Below are 19,743 nucleotides of genomic sequence, written 5' to 3'. Positions count from 1 at the left end.
CGGCCGGAGGGCCGCCGCCTGGGCGCCCTCGCCCGCGTCGGCGAGCGTGAGGAGCGCGGCCAGCGGCGGCCTCGCGAGGCCGCTCAGGGCGAGCGTGCCGCGGCGGATCGGATGTGGGCGGCGGGGATCAGTTGTCCACGCGAGGGGTGGTATCGTGGCGCGGCTGCGGTCGCGCCTGGGGGCGCGCCTGCGGCTGCCCCTGCGCCTGGGGACGGGCATGCCCCTGCGGCTGCGGCCGGCCCTGCCCCTGCGGTCGCGCCTGCGGCCGGCCCTGCCCTTGAGGCCGGCCCTGCCCCTGGGGCCGGCCCTGTCCCTGGGGCCGGCCCTGTCCCTGCGGCCGCCCCTGCCCCAGGGGCTGCGACGCGGGCCTGGGATCGGGCTGGAAGCCGGGGAGTCCGGGGATCGAAAGGAGCGGGAGGCGCTTCTGGATGAGGCGCTCGATGTCGGCGAGGAACGGGCGCTCCTCGCTGTCGCAGAACGAGAGCGCCACCCCCGACGCCCCGGCGCGCGCCGTGCGGCCGATGCGGTGCACGTAGCTCTCCGGGATGTTCGGGAGGTCGTAGTTGATCACGTGCGAGATGTCGTCGATGTCGATGCCCCGCGCCGCGATGTCGGTCGCGACGAGCACGCTCGTCGTCCCCTGCTTGAAGCTCGCGAGCGCCCGCTCGCGGGCCCCCTGCGACTTGTTCCCGTGGATGGCGACGGCCTCGATGCGCGCGCGGCTGAGCTGCTGGACCACGCGGTTGGCGCCGTGCTTGGTGCGGGTGAACACGATCGCGCGGCGGAGCTCGGGATCCTTGAGCACGTGCTCCAGCATCGCCCGCTTGTCGGACCGCTCGACGAAGACCACCCGCTGGTCGATGTTCTCGGCCGTCGTGGCGATCCGCGCGACCTCGACCCGCACCGGGCGGGTCAGGATGCTGTCGGCGAGCTTCTGGATGTCCGGCGGCATCGTGGCCGAGAACAGCAGCGTCTGCCGGCGCGCGGGCAGCATCGCGAGCACGCGCCGGATGTCGTGGATGAACCCCATGTCGAGCATCCGATCGGCCTCGTCGAGCACGAGCATCTCGAGCCGCCCGAACGGGGCGACGCCCTGCGAGCAGAGGTCGAGCAGCCGCCCCGGCGTCGCCACGACGACGTCGACGCCGCGGCGCAGCGCCTCCATCTGGGGGCGCTGCCCCACCCCGCCGAAGATGACCGCGGTCCGCAGGCCGAGGTGCTTGCCGTACGTGGTGAAGCTCTCGGCGATCTGCGCGGCGAGCTCCCGCGTCGGGGTGAGCACGAGCACGCGGAGCCCGCGCTGGGTCGGCGTGCCGCCCTGCGCGAGGCGCTGCAAGATCGGCAGGGCGAACGCGGCGGTCTTGCCCGTCCCGGTCTGCGCGCACCCGAGGACGTCGTTGCCCTCGAGGATGGGCGGGATGGCCTGCTGCTGGATGGGGGTCGGGGTGCTGTACCCCTCGGCCTCGACGGCGCGGAGCAGCGGTTCGATGAGCTTGAGATCGAGAAATTGCATGGACATCGGGCTCGTGGAGAGCCCCTCCTGAGCAAGGGCTGAGAGCGCCGCGGCACCGCGCCCTCCTTTGCAGAGGGTTCGATCACGGAGAGCTGCCGCCTTGCGCCTCCATGAAAGGAGGCTGCGAGGCCCACATGACAGCGACCGAGCACCGCGACCCGTGCCAGGTCAGTCCGAGGCCGCGACTCTAGTACGGTGTGGTGAGGAAGTCGAGGGCGACCACGAACCCGGCGGCGGGTCGTTGCGCCCGCGACCAGCGCGACCGACGCGACGACCGGACCCCGCGCGCGGATCGGCGTCGCGCCGTGCGCGGAGCGGGTTCCGTGCGCTCGGCGCATCGTGCTACACCGTCGCCCGAGCCGGGGACGGCAGCTCGCGTGCGCCCGCGTCGCCTCGCATCTTTCCTCCCTTTCGCAGCACCGCACCACGCCGGCAGCACTCCATGGCCGAAACCGCCGAAGCCTCGAAACCGCCGGCCCAGGCCGGGCACTCCGCCCCGCAGCACCCCGGCGTTCCGCAGCGCCGCTCGCGGCTGCGGCGCTGGGTCCTCGGCTCGGTCGCCGTCTCGGCGCTCGCCGGCGTCGGGATGTGGATCGCGGTGCACCGCATCCCGTGGATGGGCCCACTCGTCGCGAACGGCCTGCGCTCCGTGATCGGGGCCGAGAACGTGACCGCGCTCGAGGAGACGGCCTACAGCGCCGAGGATCGCGTCCACCGGCTCCTTCGCAGCAACGAGCCGCCGAAGACGTACTGGGAGGTGCCCGAGCAGGCGCCAGCCGCCCCCGCCGCCTCGGCGGACGCCGCGGTCGCCGAGGCGATCGCCCCGACGGTCGTGGCGGCGGTGTTCCGGCCGAAGGACGTCGGCCCGTCGCACACGGCCTGGCCGGCTCCCGGCGATGGGCGGTGGGTGCCCATCGAGGATCGCGCGCGCCCGGGCGACCCGCCGCGCCTCTACAAGACGCTGATCCACCCGGATCCACACCGCTCCTGGGCGGAGCTGTTCGTCGTGGCGGTCGATCTCGCGGGGGTCGACGTCCACCTCATGGCCGGCTCGCGGGAGCCGGCGGCGACGACCGAGGAGGGCAAGACCTACGAGCGGCTCGCGAAGATCCCGGAGGCGCATCACGAGCGGCTGCTCGCGGCGTTCAACGGCGGCTTCATGACCGAGCACGGCCAGTGGGGGATGCGGGTCGACGACGTGACCCTGGTGCGCCCCCGGGACAAGGGCTGCACCCTCGCGCTCCACCGCGACGGGCGGATGCAGATCGCGCCGTGGCCCCGGATGGCCGCCGACGAGGGCGGCATGCGGTGGTGGCGCCAGACGCCGAGCTGCATGGTCGACCAGGGCGAGCTCCACCCGCTGCTCCGCGCGCCCGATGTCCGCAACTGGGGCGCCACGCTGGACGGCAACACGGTGATCCGCCGCTCCGCGGTGGGGCTCGACCGCGACGGCAAGGTGCTCTTCGTCGCCATCAGCAACCACACGACGGCGGCCGCCATCGGGCTCGGGCTGCGCCATGCCGGCGCCTCGGCCGTGGCGCAGCTCGACGTGAACTGGTCGTACCCGAAGTTCCTGAGCTACGAGCCCGGCGAGGGCGGGGCCCTCGCGCCGGTCGCGCTGGCGAGCGGCTTCGAGTTCTCGGAAGACGAGTACATCCGCAAGCGCTCCCTGCGCGACTTCTTCTACCTGACCCGCAAGGCCCCGGCGCCCCCCGCCGCGACGCCGTGACCCCTCGCAGCGCGCGGCGGTCCCCTCCGGACCGGGCCTCGCGCTGACGAACACGGCCGGCCGGAGCTCGCGGGGCACAGCCCCGCAGCGGCCAACCTGCCTGTGCCGAGCTCCTTTCAGGCGAGCTCCTCGAGGCTCATTGCGTCGAGCGCTCGATTTTTGCCACACGACAAAGCCTCTTTACGAAGCGCGACCCTTTACGTTCAACATGCCTCATTTTCCGGACGAACTTCGACAAAAGCAGCGGTATCGCCGATTGACAGCGCGAGGGAGTTCGATAGGTAACGACGCCTCAGGCGGACCCCATGCGTTTCTATGCAGACCTTCATGTACACTCGAAGTATTCCCGCGCGACGAGCAGCGATTGCGATCTTGCGCACCTGAGCTACTGGGCTCAGCGCAAGGGCATCACGGTGATCGGCACGGGGGATTTCACGCATCCGGTGTGGATGGCCGAGCTCCGCGAGCGCCTCGTGCCCGCCGAGCCCGGGCTGTTTCGCCTGCGGGACGACCTCGAGCGCGCGGTCTCGGAGCGGCTCCCCGGCGCGTGCCGCGGGCCGACCCGCTTCGTCCTCTCGGTGGAGATCTCGACGATCTACAAGAAGGGAGATCGGACGCGCAAAATCCATCATCTCCTCTATGCGCCCGACTTCGAGGCGGCGGACCGGATCGTCCGCGCGCTCTCCAGGATCGGCAACCTGACGGCCGATGGGCGGCCGATCCTGGGGCTCGATTCGCGCCACCTGCTCGAGATCGTGCTGGAGTCGAGCGAGGGCTCGTACCTCGTGCCGGCGCACATCTGGACTCCCTGGTTCTCGGTGCTGGGCTCCAAGGCCGGCTTCGACGCGGTCGAGGAGTGCTATGGAGATCTCGCGCCGCACATCTTCGCGCTCGAGACCGGGCTCTCGTCCGATCCGGCGATGAACTGGCGCATCTCCGGGCTCGATCGCTACCGGCTCGTCTCCAGCTCGGACGCGCACTCGCCCGCGAAGCTCGGCCGTGAGGCCACGGCGTTCGACGCGCCGCTCGATTACTTCGCGATCCGGCGCGCCCTGGAGACCGGCCAGGGCTTCGGCGGCACGGTGGAGTTCTTCCCGGAGGAGGGCAAATACCACCTCGACGGCCACCGGAAGTGCAATGTCGTGCTCTCGCCCGCGGAGACGCGCGCGCTCTCCCTCGCGTGCCCCGTGTGCGGGCACCCGGTCACGGTGGGCGTGCTGCACCGGGTCGAGGAGCTCGCCGACCGCGAGGAGGGGGTGCGACCCGAGGGCGCGAGCGCGTTCCGCAACCTCGTGCCGCTGCCCGAGGTGCTGGCCGAGCTCCACGGCCTGGGCGCCTCCAGCAAGGCGGTGCAGCGGAGCTACGACCGGGTGCTGTCGCGGCTCGGCCCCGAGCTGTTCCTCCTCGGCGACGCCCCGCTCGACGAGATCGAGCGCGCCGGGACGCCGCTCCTCTCCGAGGCGATCGGGCGGATGCGCGAGGGGCGCGTGATCCGCGACGCGGGCTACGACGGCGAGTACGGCGCGATCCGGGTCTTCCAGCCCGAGGAGCTCACGCAGCGCCGCGGGGGCGGGCTCCTCTTCCAGCCCGAGCCCGCGGCGCCGGAGCCGCCTCCGGCAGGGGCGCGCGCGTCCGAGGCGCCGCGGCCGGGCCCGCGCCGCGGCCGGGCCCACGCCGAGCCGCGCCGGGGGCCTGTCAGCGAGGCCTCCCTCGGCGCGCCGCCCGAGGCACCTGCGCCGGGCGGCGCGGCGCTGCTCGACGCGCTCGACCCGGAGCAGCGGGCAGCGGCGGAGCTCACCGAGGGCGCGGTGCTCCTCCTCGCGGGGCCTGGCACGGGCAAGACCCGCACGCTCACGCACCGGATCGCGCATCTCGTCCTGGATCTCGGGGTGCCGCCGGAGCAGTGCCTCGCGATCACGTTCACCCGCCGGGCTGCCGACGAGATGCGGGAGCGGCTCGGCGCGCTGCTCGGCGCGTCCGGCGGCCGCGTGCGCGCCATGACCTTCCACGCGCTCGGGCTCTCGCTGCTCCGCGAGGACGCGCAGCGCGCCGGCGGTGCGCCGCCCAGGATCGCCGGCGAGCGCGAGCGGACGGCGCTGCTCGCCGCGGCGCTCGGCGTCCCGGAGCGGCGGGCGGCCCGGCTGCTCGCCGACATCGCCGCGCTGAAGCGGCGCGCGCCGCGCCACGCCGACGCGCACCGGCCCCAGGGCGCGCCGGCCACCGGCGGCGGGATCGACCGCCACGTCGACCGCGCGTGGAAGGTGTACGAGGACGAGCTCGCCGCGCGCGGGCTCCTCGACCTCGACGACCTGATCGGCCACGCGGTCGTCCTCCTGGAGGAGCAGGGCGACGCGCTCGCCCCGGCGCGCGCGCGGGCCCGGTATCTCTCCATCGACGAGTACCAGGACATCGACGAGCGCCAGTACCGACTCGTGCGCGCGCTTGTCCCTCCCGGGGGGAACGTCTGCGCCATCGGGGATCCGGATCAGGCGATCTACGGCTTCCGCGGCGCGGACGTGGGCTTCTTTTTCCGCTTTCAGCAGGATTTTCCAGCAGCGCACATTGTGCGTCTGAGGCGGAATTACCGCTCGTCGCGTCCCATCGTCGAGGCGGCGCTCCAGGTGATCGCGCCCTCGCCGACGCTCGGCGCGCGGGAGCTCCTGCCGAGCGCGCCGGGCGCTGGGAGCGTGGAGCTCGTGGCGGTTCACGAGTCGCCCACGGAGGCGGCCGAGGCCGAGCGCGTTGTCCACACCATCGAGCAATTGCTCGGTGGGTCCACGTTCTTCTCGATGGATAGCGGGCGCCTGGCCTCGTCTGCGCCGGGCGGCGAGTATTCCTTCTCGGATTTCGCGGTGCTCTACCGGACCGAGGCGCAGTCCGAGGCGCTCCGCGAGGCGTTCGCCCGCTCCGGCATGCCGTTCCAGCGGCGGTCCGAGCGCCGCGTCGCCGAGCGCGCGGGCTCCGAGGCGCTCGCGCGGGCGCTCGCCGGCGCTCCGCCGCCGGGGCCGCTCACGGCGCGCCTCAGGGTGGCCGCGGCGCGGCTCCGGGAGGAGGTCGCGCAGCCGGGCCCGGGCGGCGGCGCTCCGCCCGAGGGGGCGGCCGCGGAGGGAGCGGCGGGCGCGGCGCCCCTCGGCGAGGCCGACGTCGATGCGGCGCTGGAGCTGCTCTTGCCGCTCGCGGAGCGCTGCGGAGACGACCTCGATCGCTTCTTGATCGAGCTCGCTGTGTGCGCCGAGATCGATACGTGGGATCCGCGGGCCGATCGCATCTCGCTCCTCACGCTGCACGCGGCCAAGGGGCTCGAGTTCCGGGTGGTCTTCCTGGTGGGGTGCGAGGACGGCCTGCTCCCGCTGCGGTTCCCTGGCAGAGAGGAGACGGACGTCGCCGAGGAGCGCCGGCTCTTCTATGTCGGCATGACGCGGGCGCGAGAGCGGCTGTTCCTCACCCGCGCCATGCAGCGCGCGCGGCACGGCAAGGTGATGGAGACCGAGGTCTCGCCGTTCGTTCGCGAGGTCGAGGAGCGGCTGCTCCTGCGCGTCGGTCCGTCGCCGGAGGCGCAGAGAAAGCCGCGCGCGGGCGCCGACCGCCAGATGAAGCTGTTCTAGCCTGGCGCCGCGCCTACTTGGTCCCGCCGCCGAGCCGCTTCAGGCTCGCGCACACCGCCTTGTCCTGGGTCCGCGTGCACTGGTCCGCGTAGAAGGACCGCGCGCGCTCCTTGTCCTTGCGCTCCAGGAGCGGGCCGAACGCATCGCACGCCCTCTTTTCTCCCCACTGCGTGCACGCCTTCTCGTAAAGCGAGAACGCCCGCGCCGGGTCGGCCGTCACCCCGTCGCCGCGCTGCCAGATCTCCGCGGCCCGCAGGCAGCCGCCCGAGCCGCACGCCCTCTCGTAGAGCGCCGCGGCGCGCGCCATGTCCTTCGGGATGCCGGTCCCCTTCTCGTACATCCCGGCGAGGCTCATGCACGCTTCGGCGCCGAAGCCCTTCTCCGGACAGCCCTTCTCGAAGAACGAATACGCCTTCGCGACGTCCCTCGGAACGCCGTCGCCCTCTCCGTGGACCGAGCCCGCGGCGTTGCACGCGCGCATGTCCCCGAGGCCGCAGCCGCGCTGGTACGCCGCGATCGCCTTCACCCCGTCCTTCGGCGCGCCCTGCCCCTTGCGGAGGATGTCGCCGAGGTCGACGCAGTCCTCGGTCTCGCCCCCCTCGCACGCGCGCTGGAGCACGCCCACCGCCACCGCCACGTCCTTCGTCGCGAGCTTGCCCTCGACGAGCATCTTGCCCAGCGCGCTGCAGCTCGGCCCGTACCCGAGATCGCAGCCGCGCCGGAGGAGCGCGACCGCGCGCGTCGGGTCCTTCGGCAGCACCGCCAGCGGGCCCTCGCTGAGGTACCACTCGGCCACGCTGAAGCACGCCCAGCCGTCGCCCAGATCGCACGCCTTGTCGGCGAACTCGTGCACCTTCGCCCGCCCCGCGCCGTCCCGGGGGGACACCTTGCCGCTCTGGATGTCGCGCAGCTGCTGCTTCGCCCGCGCGTAGCAGGCCTGCGCGACGCCGGCGCCGCAGGATTTCTCGAACAGGTCCGCCGCCCTCGCGTCGTCGCGCGGGAGGTCCTTGCCGTTCAGGTAGTGAATCCCGAGGTGATAGCAGCTGCCGACATCGCCCTTCCCGCACTGCGCCGCGCACGCGCGCGAGTCCGCGGGCTCGCAGAGGTGCGCGGGCGCGAGCGCCGGCGAGGAGCACTTCGCCCCGCTCAGCACCGTCCCGGTCAGGCATGGGCTCGACAGCTTCGGGAGCTCCTCCTCCGTCGCCTTCGCCGCCGGCTCGACCGTCGCTGCCTTCTTCGCGGCCAGCGGGACGAGCTCCAGGCGCAGCGGCGCATGGCAGCGCTCCGTGGGCGCCTGCGCGCTGGGCTTCGCGCCCCGGCACGCCTCGACCTCCCCTTCCCGGCTCGCGGTGCCGCCCTGGCTCGACGCCGCCGCAGGCCCGACCGCCGCGAAGACCTGATCGACCGTCCGCGCCGCGCCCCGGCTGCCCGGCGCCATCGCGAAGGCCCCGAGGAGCGCGGTGCGCACGAAGTGCGTCGCGCCCTCGCAGCTGCCCGAGAGGTCCTGCGCCGTGGCCGCGGTCACCGTGGTCGCCATCTTCCCCGAGGGCACGAGCGCCACGTCGATCGCCGCCGTGCCGCTGCCCTCGATCGCGGTGCTCAACGCCGGGGCGCCGAACGGGACATTCGCCTGCATTTCCGCAGGATTTGTTAATTGTATTACTTTTTCATTCCGGGTCACGCCGGCGTAGGAGTAGGTCCCTTGGAGCTTGCAGTGTGCGAGGAGGTTCAGCGTCGTGCAGTCGTAGGCGACGACGGCGACGCCTTCTTTCATCGCGAGTCCGAGATCCGAGCGGCGGGTCGTGAGCCAGTCGACGATGAGCGGCTCGGTGTGGCCGATGGCCGGACACCCGCCGCTGCTCGCGCTGTCGCTGCTCGCCGGCGAGATGGTGGGCCGGGGAGGGTGCACCACCACCTCGGGTTCCAGGCCCGGTCCACAGGCCGTCGCTGCGAGCGAGAGCCCAACCACGCACAAATCGAAGGCGCGCTTCATCGAGCCGACAGAACCATGAGCCGTGGGGTCCGGTCAATACGGCGAGCGCGGCCGCGCTCGCGACCACCGGTCACGCCTGCCGCGCCGGGCTATGCTCGCCGCGCGTCGCCCTCGCCCGGAGCCTCCATGAACACGTCCAGGTCCCAGGAAAGACTACAAGAGAGCCTGAGCCTGGTAACTACCCTGCTCGAAAAGCAACGCGTCATCGAGGCCCTGACCCACAAGCAGGAGAGCAAGAACAAGGAGCTCATCGAGTCGCTGGTCCACCGTCAAAATCTCGCGCTGCTGCAGAGGAAGCTCAGGGATCTGCACCCGGCGGACCTCGCCCACATCATCGAGGTGCTCCCCCAGGCGGATCGGCTTGTGGTCTGGGCTGAGCTCGATCCGTACCACGCAGCACAGGTGCTGCTCGAGTCTTCGCGCTCGGTCCGCGACTCGCTCGTCGCGGAGACGGAGCGCGGTCGCCTCGTCGCGCTGCTCGGCCAGCTCGACCCCGACGATCTCGCCTACGTCAGCGACTCGATCGAGCCGGAGATCGTGGCGGAGGTGTACCAGTCGCTGGACGCACGCGAGCAGTCGCTGTTCCGGTCGACGATCGCGTACCCGGACGACTCGGCGGGTCACCTGATGAGCCCGGAGTTCGTCTGGGTGCGCGACAGCTGGGATATCGCGGGCGCGCTGGAGGACGTGCGCCGGCGGGCCGAGCTGCCGTCGCACACGGAGACGCTGTTCGTTGTCGACGTGCGCAACGTGCTCCGCGGCACGCTCTCGCTCAAGGACCTGCTGCTCCGCCCGCCGCTGCGGCGCGCGGGGCTTGCGGGCGAGGAGGACTATTTCGCCCCCGCGTGGACGAGCGCGAAGAACCGCTGGCTCTGGCTCCTGGTCAACCTGATCACGGCGTTCGTGGCCTCGCGGGTCATCGGCATCTTCGAGAGCACCATTCGGGATCTCGTGGCGCTGGCCGCGCTGATGCCGATCGTGGCGAGCATCGGCGGCAACACCGGCAATCAGACGGTGGCGCTCATGATCCGGGGCCTCGCGCTCGACCGGATCACGCGGGCGAACGTACGCCATCTCCTGCAGAAAGAGCTCTTCGTGGGCCTGATGAACGGCGCGGTCTGGGGCACGGTCGTGGGGCTCACCGCCATCGCCCTTTACGGCAGCGTCCCGCTCGGGCTGGTGATGGCCGCGGCCATCCTGCTCAACCTCGTGGTAGCGGCCATGGTCGGCTGCGCGGTGCCGCTCGTGCTCCAGCGCCTGGGCCGCGATCCGGCCCAGGGGTCGAGCGTCCTGCTCACGTTCACCACGGACAGCATGGGCTTCTTCATCTTCCTCGGGCTGGCCCGGGCGTTCCTCGTCTGAGCCTGCCCTCGCGCCGCCCGAGCGCGCTACGATCGCGCCATGGACACCGCCCCGGGCCCGCAGCGGCCGCTCGTCGCCATCCGGTACTGCCCGAAGTGCCGCTGGCTGACGCGCGCCGCCTGGCTTGCACAGGAGCTGCTCATCACGTTCCCCGACGAGATCGACGTGCTCCTGTCGCCCGGCGCGAGCGGCCTCTTCGACGTCACGCTCGACGGCGACCTGCTCTTCTCGCGCGCCGCCGCCGAGCGTTTCCCCGAGCCCAAGGAGCTCAAGCAGGCGATCCGCGACCGCATCGCCCCGGACCGCCCTCTCGGCCACTCCGACCGATAAGGAGGCGCTGCTCCGGCGAGCTCAGCCCGGCCGCGCAAATGCCGACACTGAAACAAATCGCCCTCATTGTACAGTCGCCAGCGGCTACTCATTTGTCTACCTGGACGATTGCCAAGGGTGCGTGTGCTCGCGGCGACAGCGGCGGCTCCTCCGGCGACGCTCCTGCGTACCTCCTCGTGCGCGGCAGCCTCTGATTGCAGAATCGTGCGAAGAAGATTGCAGAGATGCCCGGCGCCGAGTTGACACAACCAAGGCACTGATGTAATCCGTGTAACCGCCGGGGGGGGGGCAGTTCGGGTTCCCGGCGCGAAACTTGTGTATCCGAACATGTGTCTCGCGCCGCTCGCGCGCGGGCACCGGATACATAGCAGTAGGCGTGCAACAGCGATCCGTCACGGAGGGGGCCGCTGCAGCAATCCCGGCGTCGAGACCGGCATCGGGGTCGACCCGGGAGGCTGTAGCCCTCGGCCACAGCGGATCAGTGCGTCGGGTCCGGGGAGGCGACGGCCTCACCCGAGGCTGGACACGAGAGCGAGACGAGCGAGTTACGAAATGACGTCTGCGGGCCGGCCATGCCGCATGCTCAGCCCGCTTGCGCGAGCCCTCCAGCGCCTTGCCATGGCGCGGGGATCGACCCCACGAGCGGCCACTGTGAGCCCATGATGCCAGCGCGTCCGATTCTCGACGACTGAGCTGGGCCCCGAAGTCCTGGTACACGCGGGAGAATGCAAATGCGATACCATGAATTAGAAGTCGCGCCGCCCGGCCACGCCGACGGCATCTCTACGCATTTGGCGAAAAAGCGCGCCACGCACGGCGCTGACGCGAGCCTGACGGAACAGGAGCTGTCAGCGATTGTTGAGAGAGCGGCCATCTCGTTCGGTGAGTTCTTGACGGCGCTGGGGGTCGACTGGAAGAGCGACCCGAACTCCGCGGACACCCCGAAGAGAGTCGCCAACGCGTACGTCTTCGACCTCTGGAAGGGTCGCTACCAGCCCATGGCGAAGATCACTACCTTCCCGGCGGACAGCTACAACGGGCACATCTTCGAAGGCGGGATCGCCCTCATTTCCATGTGCTCCCATCATCATCAGGCGATCGTCGGGCACGTCCATGTCGCCTATGTTCCGGGAAAGCACGGCCGTGTTCTCGGTTTATCAAAGCTTAACCGGATCGTGGAGCACTTCGGAAGGCGGGCGCTCATCCAGGAGCGGCTCACGGTGTCCATCCACAACGGCATCGACAAGGTGTGCGAGGAGAACGAGGGGGTCGCTGTCCTGGTCGACGCCGTGCACAACTGCGTTCGATGCAGGGGGGTAAGGCATCACGACAGCCGCATGAAGACCCACATGTTCTCGGGCCTGTTCGACGACCCCGCTGGACCAGCGAGGGCCGAGTTCTACGAGCTCATTCGAGGGATCAAGTGACCGTACAGTATATCACCCGCAAGGGCTCCTTCGACTCCGCCCACCGGGTCATGGACGAGGGATTCAAGTGCTTCAACATCCATGGGCACACGTACCTGTATGAGCTCACGTTCGCGTTCAAACAGATGCAGCACATCGGGTACGCCATCGATTTCAAGGAGATCAAGCGGGTAGGATCGGCCTGGATCGACGATTTTCTCGATCATGCATCGATCCTCAACCCTCGAGATGCAGACCTCATCACGGCGGTCCATGCCACGCGGAGCAAGTTCTGGCTCATGAGCCTGAACGGCGACGGCGCTTACTGCAACCCGACCGTGGAGAACATCGCGAAGGAGATATTTCTAGCGATGGAACTGCTCTTTCAGGAATGGGACCACCTGAAGATTCACCACATCCGGCTGTACGAGACTCCAAACTGTTATACGGACTGTGGTGCCGACGCGATACACTCGGATGAGAGAGGTATGTTTCTCGCGCAGAGGCGCGACGAGCTGACGTTCTTCGCCAAATCGATAGGCAAGATCGAGTACGACATCAGGAAGTCCAGAGCTTCGTCCAAGCAGGGATAGTCCCGTGATGAGCGTCGGAGATACCAGGGTGACCGTTGCCAGCCGGCTCTCGGACGTCGAGCGGCGACTCCTTCGAAAATCGCTGCTGATACGAGAGACGGAGGAGGCGCTGCTGCGCCTGTATGCAGAGGGAGAGCTGCATGGGACCGTCCACACCTGCATAGGCCAGGAGCTGTCCGGTGCGATTGTGTGCGAGTTTCTCCAGCCGGACGACTCGATCTTCTCGAACCACCGCTGCCATGGCCATTTCTTGTCGCGCGTCGGGGATGTGACGGGGCTCATCGCGGAGATCCTGGGGAAGGAGCTGGGGGTGTGTGGCGGCAGAGGGGGCAGCCAGCACCTGTGCAAGGACGGCTTCTTCTCGAACGGGATTCAAGGCGGGATCGTCCCGGTAGCGGCCGGTCTAGCCTTCGCGAGGAAGCTGCTCGACAGCGGCAGTATCTCCGTCGTGTTCATCGGCGACGGAACGCTCGGAGAGGGCGTGCTCTACGAGGTCTTGAACATCGCATCCAAGTGGAGCCTGCCGCTGCTGATCGTGCTCGAGAACAACTACTACGCGCAGTCCACGCATCACTCCGAGACGTTGGCGGGCGACATCTGCGAACGAGCGCGCGCCTTCGGGGTACGCTCTGTCAAGGCCGACACCTGGAACTGGCGTGGCTTGTTCGCGGCGGCAGAAGACCTGGTGGGATACACGAGACGCCAGTCGAGGCCGTCGCTGCTGCAGATCGACACCTACCGGCTGAAGGCGCATTCGAAGGGCGATGACAACAGGGACATTCGCGAGATCGAGCACTTCAGGAGCATCGACCCGATCAACGTCGCTCTGCGCGAGCGCGAGGCGGAGCTCGCGCCGGATCTGGCGGAGGTCCGCGGGACGGTCGAACAGGCGGTAGAGGCCGCACGGTTATCGCCCTATCCGTCGCCAGCCAGCGTCGCGCCCGCGCCACGGGCGCCGTCCTTCTCGCCGGTGCCCGCGAGCCAAGCGGCGCCGCTCCGAATGTCACGCGCGATCAACGAGGCGTTCCTGGAGCTCATGGAGCGGGACCCGAGGATCTTGTTCATTGGAGAAGACGTCAAGTCACCCTATGGCGGGGCGTTCAAGATCTCCGACGGCCTGTCGGATCGATTTCCGGGTCGCGTGTTCAACACCCCGATCTCCGAGAGCGCGGTCGTCGGCATCGGCTGCGGGCTCGCGATGGCTGGATACCGACCCTTCGTCGAGATCATGTTCGGCGACTTCCTCACGCTGGCGTTCGACCAGATCCTGAACCACGCCGCCAAGTTCAGGTACATGTACAACGAGCAAGTGAGGGTGCCCATGGTCATCCGGACGCCGATGGGAGCGGGCAGAGGGTATGGTCCGACGCACAGCCAGACGCTGGAGAAGCATTTCATGGGCATCCCCGGGCTCACGGTGCTGGCGATAAACAACCTGATCGATCCGAAGCTCGTCTATCGGGCGCTCGTCGAGCACCAGGAGGATCCGGTTCTGTTGGTCGAGAACAAGGTCCTCTATACGAGACACGTTCGGAGCGACGCGCCGGCCGGCTTCGAGCGAAGGATGTCCGACGAGCCCTTCCCCACGGTCGTTGTGGCGCCGAGGTCGACCCACGTCGACGTGACGATCTTCGGCTATGGCGGGCTGGGCGACGTGCTGGTGGACGTCGCGGACAAGCTCTTCGAGGATCACGACGTGGTGGCGCAAATCATATGTCCTGTGCAAGTGTTCCCGTTCAGCGTGCTCCCCTATGCCGAGCTGGTGTCGGGGAGCAAGCTGGTGGTCGCCGTCGAGGAAGGGCAAGGGTTCGCGGGCTTCGGCGCGGAGGTCGTGACGCAGCTCGCGGAGCTCAAGGGACCATCGCTGCCGAAGGTCGCGCGCATCAGCCCGCCTAGCGCGACGATTCCGGCGAGCAAGCCGCTCGAAGGGCGGATGTTCTCTGGAACAGACAGCATCGTCGAGCGAATCCTGGAGCTGTTGAGGAGCAGCACGGGCCCCGCTAGGAGCATTTCGCGCACCTCGTCGCCGGCAGAGGAGACCTCCTGCCGCTGACGCGCCGCCCCGGCGCCGATGAGGGCGCCCCCAGAAGGATCGAGCCCCACTCATGAAGAGCATCATTCGTCTGACGAAGTTGAGCTCCAACGACGAGACCATCCTGATCACGGAGTGGCTGGCCAAGGATGGCGACCACGTGGCCGCTGAGCAGGTCATCGCGCGGGTGGAGACGTCCAAGGCGATCGTGGATGTCCACAGCGAGGCCTCGGGATACCTGCGGACGCGGTGCAGAGCCGGGGACGAGCTACCGGTCGGCGCCCCGATCGCCGAGATCTACGCCGAGCGCCGCGAGCTCGACGCTGCCGTGGCGTCGGAAGCATCGCCCGAGGGCGGGGCCGAGGGCGAGGGACGAGCCGTCGGAGCGGTGGCGCGGCTCTCGCGGCCAGCGCGGAGGTTCCTGGAGCAGAACAACATCGATCCCGCTCGGCTCAGCCTGCCCGGGCTGGTGACCGTCGCCGACCTCAAAAAGGTGCTCGCCGACGGCGGCAGCCGCGCAGAAACGCCGACGGATGATGCATCCTTCACCGGGCCGACGGCGAACGAGCGGGCTCTCTTCGGGGCCATGACGTCAGAGGTGACCAGCGCAGCCAAGCGGCGCGAGATCGATGTGCTCTCGGAGGCACAGCGAGGAGCCCTGTGCAGCGCGCTGACGGTCCAGTTCATGTCGTCTCCCCTGAGGGAGAGGCTCAAAGGCGATCCCAGCAGCAACGGTCAGGTGCTCCCCTATTGCCTGTGGGTCCTGGCGCGGCTGCTCGACGAGCACCCGAAGCTGACGGCCTACTATAACGCGGGGCTGATCTATTATTACAACGAGGTGAATATCGCGCTGGCCGTGGATCTCGGGAGGGGCCTACGGGTCCCCGTCGTCCGGCATGCAAACAAGCTGAGCCTGAGCGAGATCGAGGCTGCGGTCGCGGACTGCGTGAGCCGGTACGACGAAGACCGGCTCACGCCCGAGGACGTGAGAGGCGCGACCATGACGGTGACCGATCTCTCCGGCCATGACATCTCGCACTTCCAGCCGATGCTGAACCGCCGGCAGTCCGCTGTGCTGGGGATCGGCGGGGACCGAGATATGCCCGGGCATCCCATGTCGTTCACCCTGGTCTTTGACCACCGCGTCCTGACCGGCGCGGAGGTCGCCGAGTTTCTCCGCGCGTTCAAGCAAAAGGTCCTGACGGGTGGCCTGCAGCCCTTTGCCGAGGCCTGCCAGGGGCGCGATGACCGGGGAGCGCGAGATTCCGCGGCGTCCGGAGATATGGGCTCGGTCGCCGCGGATGTCGCCAAGGTATGGCGAGCGGTTCTCGGGCTGCCGGCAGTCGGCCCCTCCGACGATTTCTTCGCGCTCGGAGGCGATTCCATGTTGGCCGTTCGAGCGGTATCGCGGGTTGCTGGCCTGCTCTCCATGGAGATCCCCTTGAGATCGCTCTTCGAGAACCCCACGCTCCAGGGGTTCGCTCGTTGCGTCTCGGAGCGCGGCAGAGCCTTCGGGCGAGAGACATCTCCGCGCGTACCGGCGCGATCGGCAGGAACCCCGGTCGTATCGCTCGTGCAGGAGCGCCTCCTCCAGCTGTGCGTCGACGGGGACCCATCCGACTACAATCTGTTCCGCGCGTTTCACCTGAAGGGGAAGACCGATACGGCTGCGCTGGCGGACAGCGTGCGCTCCCTGATGGGGCGCCACGCGGTCCTCCGGTCACGGTTCCGACGTGGGGACGGCGCGCCGAGCGTGGTCGTCGACGAGAGCGCGGCGCTGCCGATCGAGATGATCGACCTGTCCGGCCTGCCCGCCGGAGATCGAACCGCGGGCATAGCGAAGGTGTTGCGACGAGAGTCCCGCTGGTCGTGGGACCTGTTCGGCGACCGGCTGGTCCGGGTGACCCTGGCCGGGATGGGCGAGGACGAGCACGTCCTGACCCTGTGCGTGCATCATTTGCTCGCGGACGGATGGTCCGTTGGCGTCCTGGCCGATGAGCTCTCGATCCTGTACCGCCGAGCCCGCGGGGACCAGACGGCGAGGCTGCCAGAGCTTCCGAGGCAATACTACGACTTCGCGGGCTGGCAACGTCGGCACCTGGAGGGGCGCGTCATGGAACGGCAACTGAGTTACTGGAAGCAGAGGATGGCCGGCGCGCCCCCTGCCCTCACGCTGCCGCTGGACGAGCCGCGAGGGGCGAAGCAGACGGGCGTGTCGGCCTCGGAGATCTTCGACATCCCTCGAGAGACAGGTATCTTCGATCTGAGCAAGCGTGAGGGAGCCACGCTGTTCACCGTGCTCATCTCGGCGTGGGGGGTGGTGCTCTCGCGGTATACGGGCCAAGATGACATCGTCGTTGGCGCTGCCTCGGCGAGCAGAGACAGAGGGAGCCTGGAACATGTCATCGGTTTCTTTGCGAACAATTGGCCGCTGCGGATGTCGACCCGCGGTGAGCTGACGTTCTCATCCTTGCTGAGCTCCGTGCGCGCGAGCACCCTCGAGGCATACGACAACCTGGATGTCCCTTTTGGCTGCGTCGCCGACTCGCTGGCTCCCGATGAAGCCCCCAAGGCGCGCCCGCGCGTCTTCCAGGCGATGTTGATCATGCTGCCCAGCGCAGAGTTGACCTGGCCTGACGTCGAGGTGTCCCCGCTCGCCCTGGAGAGCAGCAGCGGCAAAGAGCCTTTCGACGGCTCGGTGCTCGATATGACGCTTTGGGCGTCTGTCTCGAAGCAGGGTGCGCGCATGACTTTGTCTTACAACGTGGACCTGTTCCGAAGAGATGCGATACGAGCAATGGCGCAGTCCTACCTGAAGGTGCTCCGCCGGGTGTCCGCCGAGCCTCGCGTGACGCTTGAGCGTCTGAAAGAAATCTGCGGCTGAGCGGCGCCTTTCCGGCTGCGTTCGATGGATGGGCACGTCGTAGCCTCTCGTGCGCCGGAGGGTGTTCAACCTCGTACCTGTGATATCCTATGCGACTCGACGAATTGTACGCGCTGGCCCGCAACGCGCTCGATAGGCTCGACCTCGATGGCTGTGTGGATTCTTGCGATCAGGCGCTCGGCCATATACGGCAGCCAGACACCTCGACCGCCGACAGTCACCTCGAGTTCATCTATCTGCTTCTGCTGGCACACGATATCCTGGATGGAGGCTCGACGCCCATCCTCGACGGGAAATACACGCAGGAAGATCTGTTCGCGTGGGCCGACGCTCTACCGGCGCGAGCGGATCGCATCGATACGCTCGTGAAGCTGAAGATCTTGAAGGGGAATTGGCTCTCACGCACGAAGTCGGCGATCGACGCCATCCAGGCGATGGGAGAAGCGCTCGCCCTGACTCAGACGGGCTGCGGGCCGCTCGTCCTGGCGCTCGCCACCGCTGAGCTTGGGCACAAGACCATGAAGGTCAACCTGCGACGCGGAGCCGAGCTGGCTCGAGCGGCGTGCGATATGGTGAGCCCGTGCGCGCCCCAGGATGTCATGTCGATGGAGTCCCGACGCCATGCCAGCACGATTCATGCCATCCGTGGGATCTGCGAGTTCGACTTGGGCTACTACGATACGTCCATCGATTACCTGAATCGAGCTCACCGAGAGAGCGTGAGCCTCGGTCTGAGGGGCGATATCGCCGTGGCCAGCAATTACCTCGCCCAGCTCTACGTCGCGCTTGGAGATTTTGAGTCGGCAGAGTCGGTGCTCGTCAGCGCGATCGAGCGCTTCCGCCAAGGCGGCGCGCTGCACGCATGGAACGCGAACAACCGGGCGCTCCTGGGGAAGCTGTACCTCGAATGGGACAAGATCGACGCCGCGCACGAGCACCTGATCTCCGGGTGGCGTGAGAGCAATGTGGTGCGCAGCCTTCCGCTGATCACGCTCGTACGAAATTACCACGCGGAATTTCTGATGCTGCGCGCAAAGTCCAAGGTTGAACGGGATCTTTTGCTCGCTGAAGAGCTCTTACGTGAGAACATCGAGGAGTGCCATCGGACCGGTATCTACCGGAGCCAAATCCTCTCCCTCTCGCTGCTTGGCCAGCTGTCCCTGGCTCGAGGGGACAACGCGCAGGCGATCCGGTCCAGCGAGGCCGCTGTCGAGATGTTGATGGGCATGGGATGGTTACCGGCCCTGCGGGCCCAGGAGATCTACTATAATCACCACGTCGTACAGGCGAGGCACGGGGACCTGGAGCAAGCAGCGCGCTGGCTCGGGACGGCTTACGACACGGTCCTCGACATCGCGAGCAGGATCAACGACGAGGCGCGTCGGAGATCATTTCTGGGGCGAGTTCGGATCAATGAGACGATAGTCCGTGAGCGCACGCAGGCGACGTCGCTCGCGATCGCGTCGAGGTGAAGCATGTTGATTTGCTATCGTGGAGCAGCATGATGGGTATCGAAGATTCGGCATCGCGACGTACGGGCAAGGTCGCGCTGATCACAGGCGCGGCCCGCAGGGTAGGAGCGGTCATCGCGAGGGAGCTGCATGCAGAAGGCTTCAACCTCGCTGTGCACTTTCACTCCTCGCGTTCCGAAGCCGAGCAGCTCGTCGACGAGCTCAATTCGACTCGCAGGGGCTCGGCGAGCCTGATTTGTGCCAAGCTGGACGACCTCTCCAGCATATCGGGCGTCGTGAGCTCCACCGCTCGCGACTGGGGGCGCCTGGACGTGCTGGTGAACAACGCCTCGACGTACTACCCGACCCGCGTCGAGACGGCTACGGAGCGAGAGTGGGACGACTTGGTCGACGTCAACTTGAAGGTCCCGTTCTTCATGGCGCAGGCGGCTCTGCCTTGGCTGCGCGAGGCGCGAGGCTGTATCGTCAATCTCGTGGACGTCAATGCCAAGAGACCTCTCAAGGGGTATCCGATCTACTGCGCCGCGAAGGCAGGGCTCGTCAGCCTGACGGAGGCGTTGGCCCTCGAGCTGGCCCCTGAAATTCGTGTAAACGGCGTTGCCCCTGGAACCATGATGTGGCCGGAGAAGCAGAACGCCTTGAACGAGATCGAGCAGCGCATGGCTCTTGCGAAGATTCCTCTGGGACGGATAGGATCTTGCGCGGCTGTCGCCGATGCCGTGCGGTATCTCGTGCTGGCGGACTACGTGACGGGGCATATCATCACGGTGGACGGCGGGGCCCTGCTGACCTGATGGTGACATGTGACGTCCGGTTCAAGTAGG

The 19,743-nt window shown here is 68.4% G+C and carries 13 protein-coding genes; 11 read left to right on the top strand and 2 right to left on the bottom strand.

Annotated elements, in window-relative coordinates:
- Positions 1 to 127 precede the first annotated feature (127 nt).
- Positions 128 to 1,519 carry a DEAD/DEAH box helicase gene (locus tag WMF28_RS17410; protein ID WP_437603365.1) on the bottom strand — a complete coding sequence of 464 codons (1,392 nt, stop codon included), beginning with the start codon at positions 1,517 to 1,519 and terminating at the stop codon, positions 128 to 130.
- A gap of 436 nt (positions 1,520 to 1,955) precedes the next feature.
- On the opposite strand from WMF28_RS17410, the gene WMF28_RS17405 reads away from it, so the two are divergent.
- Both WMF28_RS17405 and WMF28_RS17400 read left to right on the top strand, forming a co-directional pair.
- Positions 1,956 to 3,242: a phosphodiester glycosidase family protein gene (locus WMF28_RS17405; RefSeq protein WP_437603364.1), complete on the top strand. Its 1,287-nt coding sequence runs from the start codon at positions 1,956 to 1,958 to the stop codon at positions 3,240 to 3,242.
- A gap of 305 nt (positions 3,243 to 3,547) precedes the next feature.
- Positions 3,548 to 6,847, top strand: coding sequence for a UvrD-helicase domain-containing protein (locus WMF28_RS17400; RefSeq protein ID WP_437603363.1), 3,300 nt, complete (start codon positions 3,548 to 3,550; stop codon positions 6,845 to 6,847).
- Positions 6,848 to 6,860: 13 nt separating this feature from the next.
- Here the strand turns inward: WMF28_RS17400 and WMF28_RS17395 are convergent, their stop codons facing one another.
- A complete protein-coding gene (locus tag WMF28_RS17395; protein ID WP_437603362.1) occupies positions 6,861 to 8,483 on the bottom strand; it encodes an SEL1-like repeat protein in 1,623 nt (540 codons plus the stop codon).
- A gap of 166 nt (positions 8,484 to 8,649) precedes the next feature.
- Here WMF28_RS17395 and WMF28_RS17390 point away from each other — a divergent pair, with 166 nt between their 5' ends.
- The 9 genes from WMF28_RS17390 to WMF28_RS17350 all read left to right on the top strand — a co-directional run bounded on the left by WMF28_RS17390 (position 8,650) and on the right by WMF28_RS17350 (position 19,713).
- Complete coding sequence (locus WMF28_RS17390) at positions 8,650 to 8,859, top strand: hypothetical protein (RefSeq protein ID WP_437603361.1); 210 nt, start codon at positions 8,650 to 8,652, stop codon at positions 8,857 to 8,859.
- 107 nt (positions 8,860 to 8,966) lie between these two features.
- On the top strand, positions 8,967 to 10,202 hold the full coding sequence (locus WMF28_RS17385; protein ID WP_437603360.1) for a magnesium transporter: 1,236 nt from the start codon (positions 8,967 to 8,969) through the stop codon (positions 10,200 to 10,202).
- A gap of 39 nt (positions 10,203 to 10,241) precedes the next feature.
- Complete coding sequence (locus tag WMF28_RS17380) at positions 10,242 to 10,532, top strand: SelT/SelW/SelH family protein (RefSeq protein WP_437580990.1); 291 nt, start codon at positions 10,242 to 10,244, stop codon at positions 10,530 to 10,532.
- A 731-nt stretch (positions 10,533 to 11,263) separates the two neighbouring features.
- Positions 11,264 to 11,959 (top strand): GTP cyclohydrolase I, encoded by a 696-nt coding sequence (gene folE, locus WMF28_RS17375; RefSeq protein ID WP_437603359.1) that lies wholly within the window; start codon positions 11,264 to 11,266, stop codon positions 11,957 to 11,959.
- Positions 11,956 to 12,531, top strand: a complete 576-nt coding sequence (locus tag WMF28_RS17370; RefSeq protein ID WP_437603358.1) for a 6-carboxytetrahydropterin synthase — start codon at positions 11,956 to 11,958, stop codon at positions 12,529 to 12,531. The genes folE and WMF28_RS17370 overlap by 4 nt, the downstream gene beginning before the upstream one ends.
- Before the next feature lie 7 nt (positions 12,532 to 12,538).
- A complete protein-coding gene (locus tag WMF28_RS17365; protein ID WP_437604273.1) occupies positions 12,539 to 14,584 on the top strand; it encodes a dehydrogenase E1 component subunit alpha/beta in 2,046 nt (681 codons plus the stop codon).
- A gap of 52 nt (positions 14,585 to 14,636) precedes the next feature.
- A complete protein-coding gene (locus WMF28_RS17360; protein WP_437603357.1) occupies positions 14,637 to 17,447 on the top strand; it encodes a condensation domain-containing protein in 2,811 nt (936 codons plus the stop codon).
- Between the two features lie 89 nt (positions 17,448 to 17,536).
- Positions 17,537 to 18,919 carry a tetratricopeptide repeat protein gene (locus WMF28_RS17355; RefSeq protein WP_437603356.1) on the top strand — a complete coding sequence of 461 codons (1,383 nt, stop codon included), beginning with the start codon at positions 17,537 to 17,539 and terminating at the stop codon, positions 18,917 to 18,919.
- A 29-nt stretch (positions 18,920 to 18,948) separates the two neighbouring features.
- Positions 18,949 to 19,713, top strand: a complete 765-nt coding sequence (locus tag WMF28_RS17350) for a pteridine reductase (RefSeq protein ID WP_437603355.1) — start codon at positions 18,949 to 18,951, stop codon at positions 19,711 to 19,713.
- The last annotated feature ends 30 nt before the right edge of the window (positions 19,714 to 19,743 follow it).

The organism is Sorangium sp. So ce590 (assembly GCF_051521365.1).
GTDB lineage: Bacteria > Myxococcota_A > Polyangia > Polyangiales > Polyangiaceae > Sorangium.
Note: the sequence above shows the minus strand (reverse complement) of the source record. Positions and strands in the feature narration are given on the sequence as shown.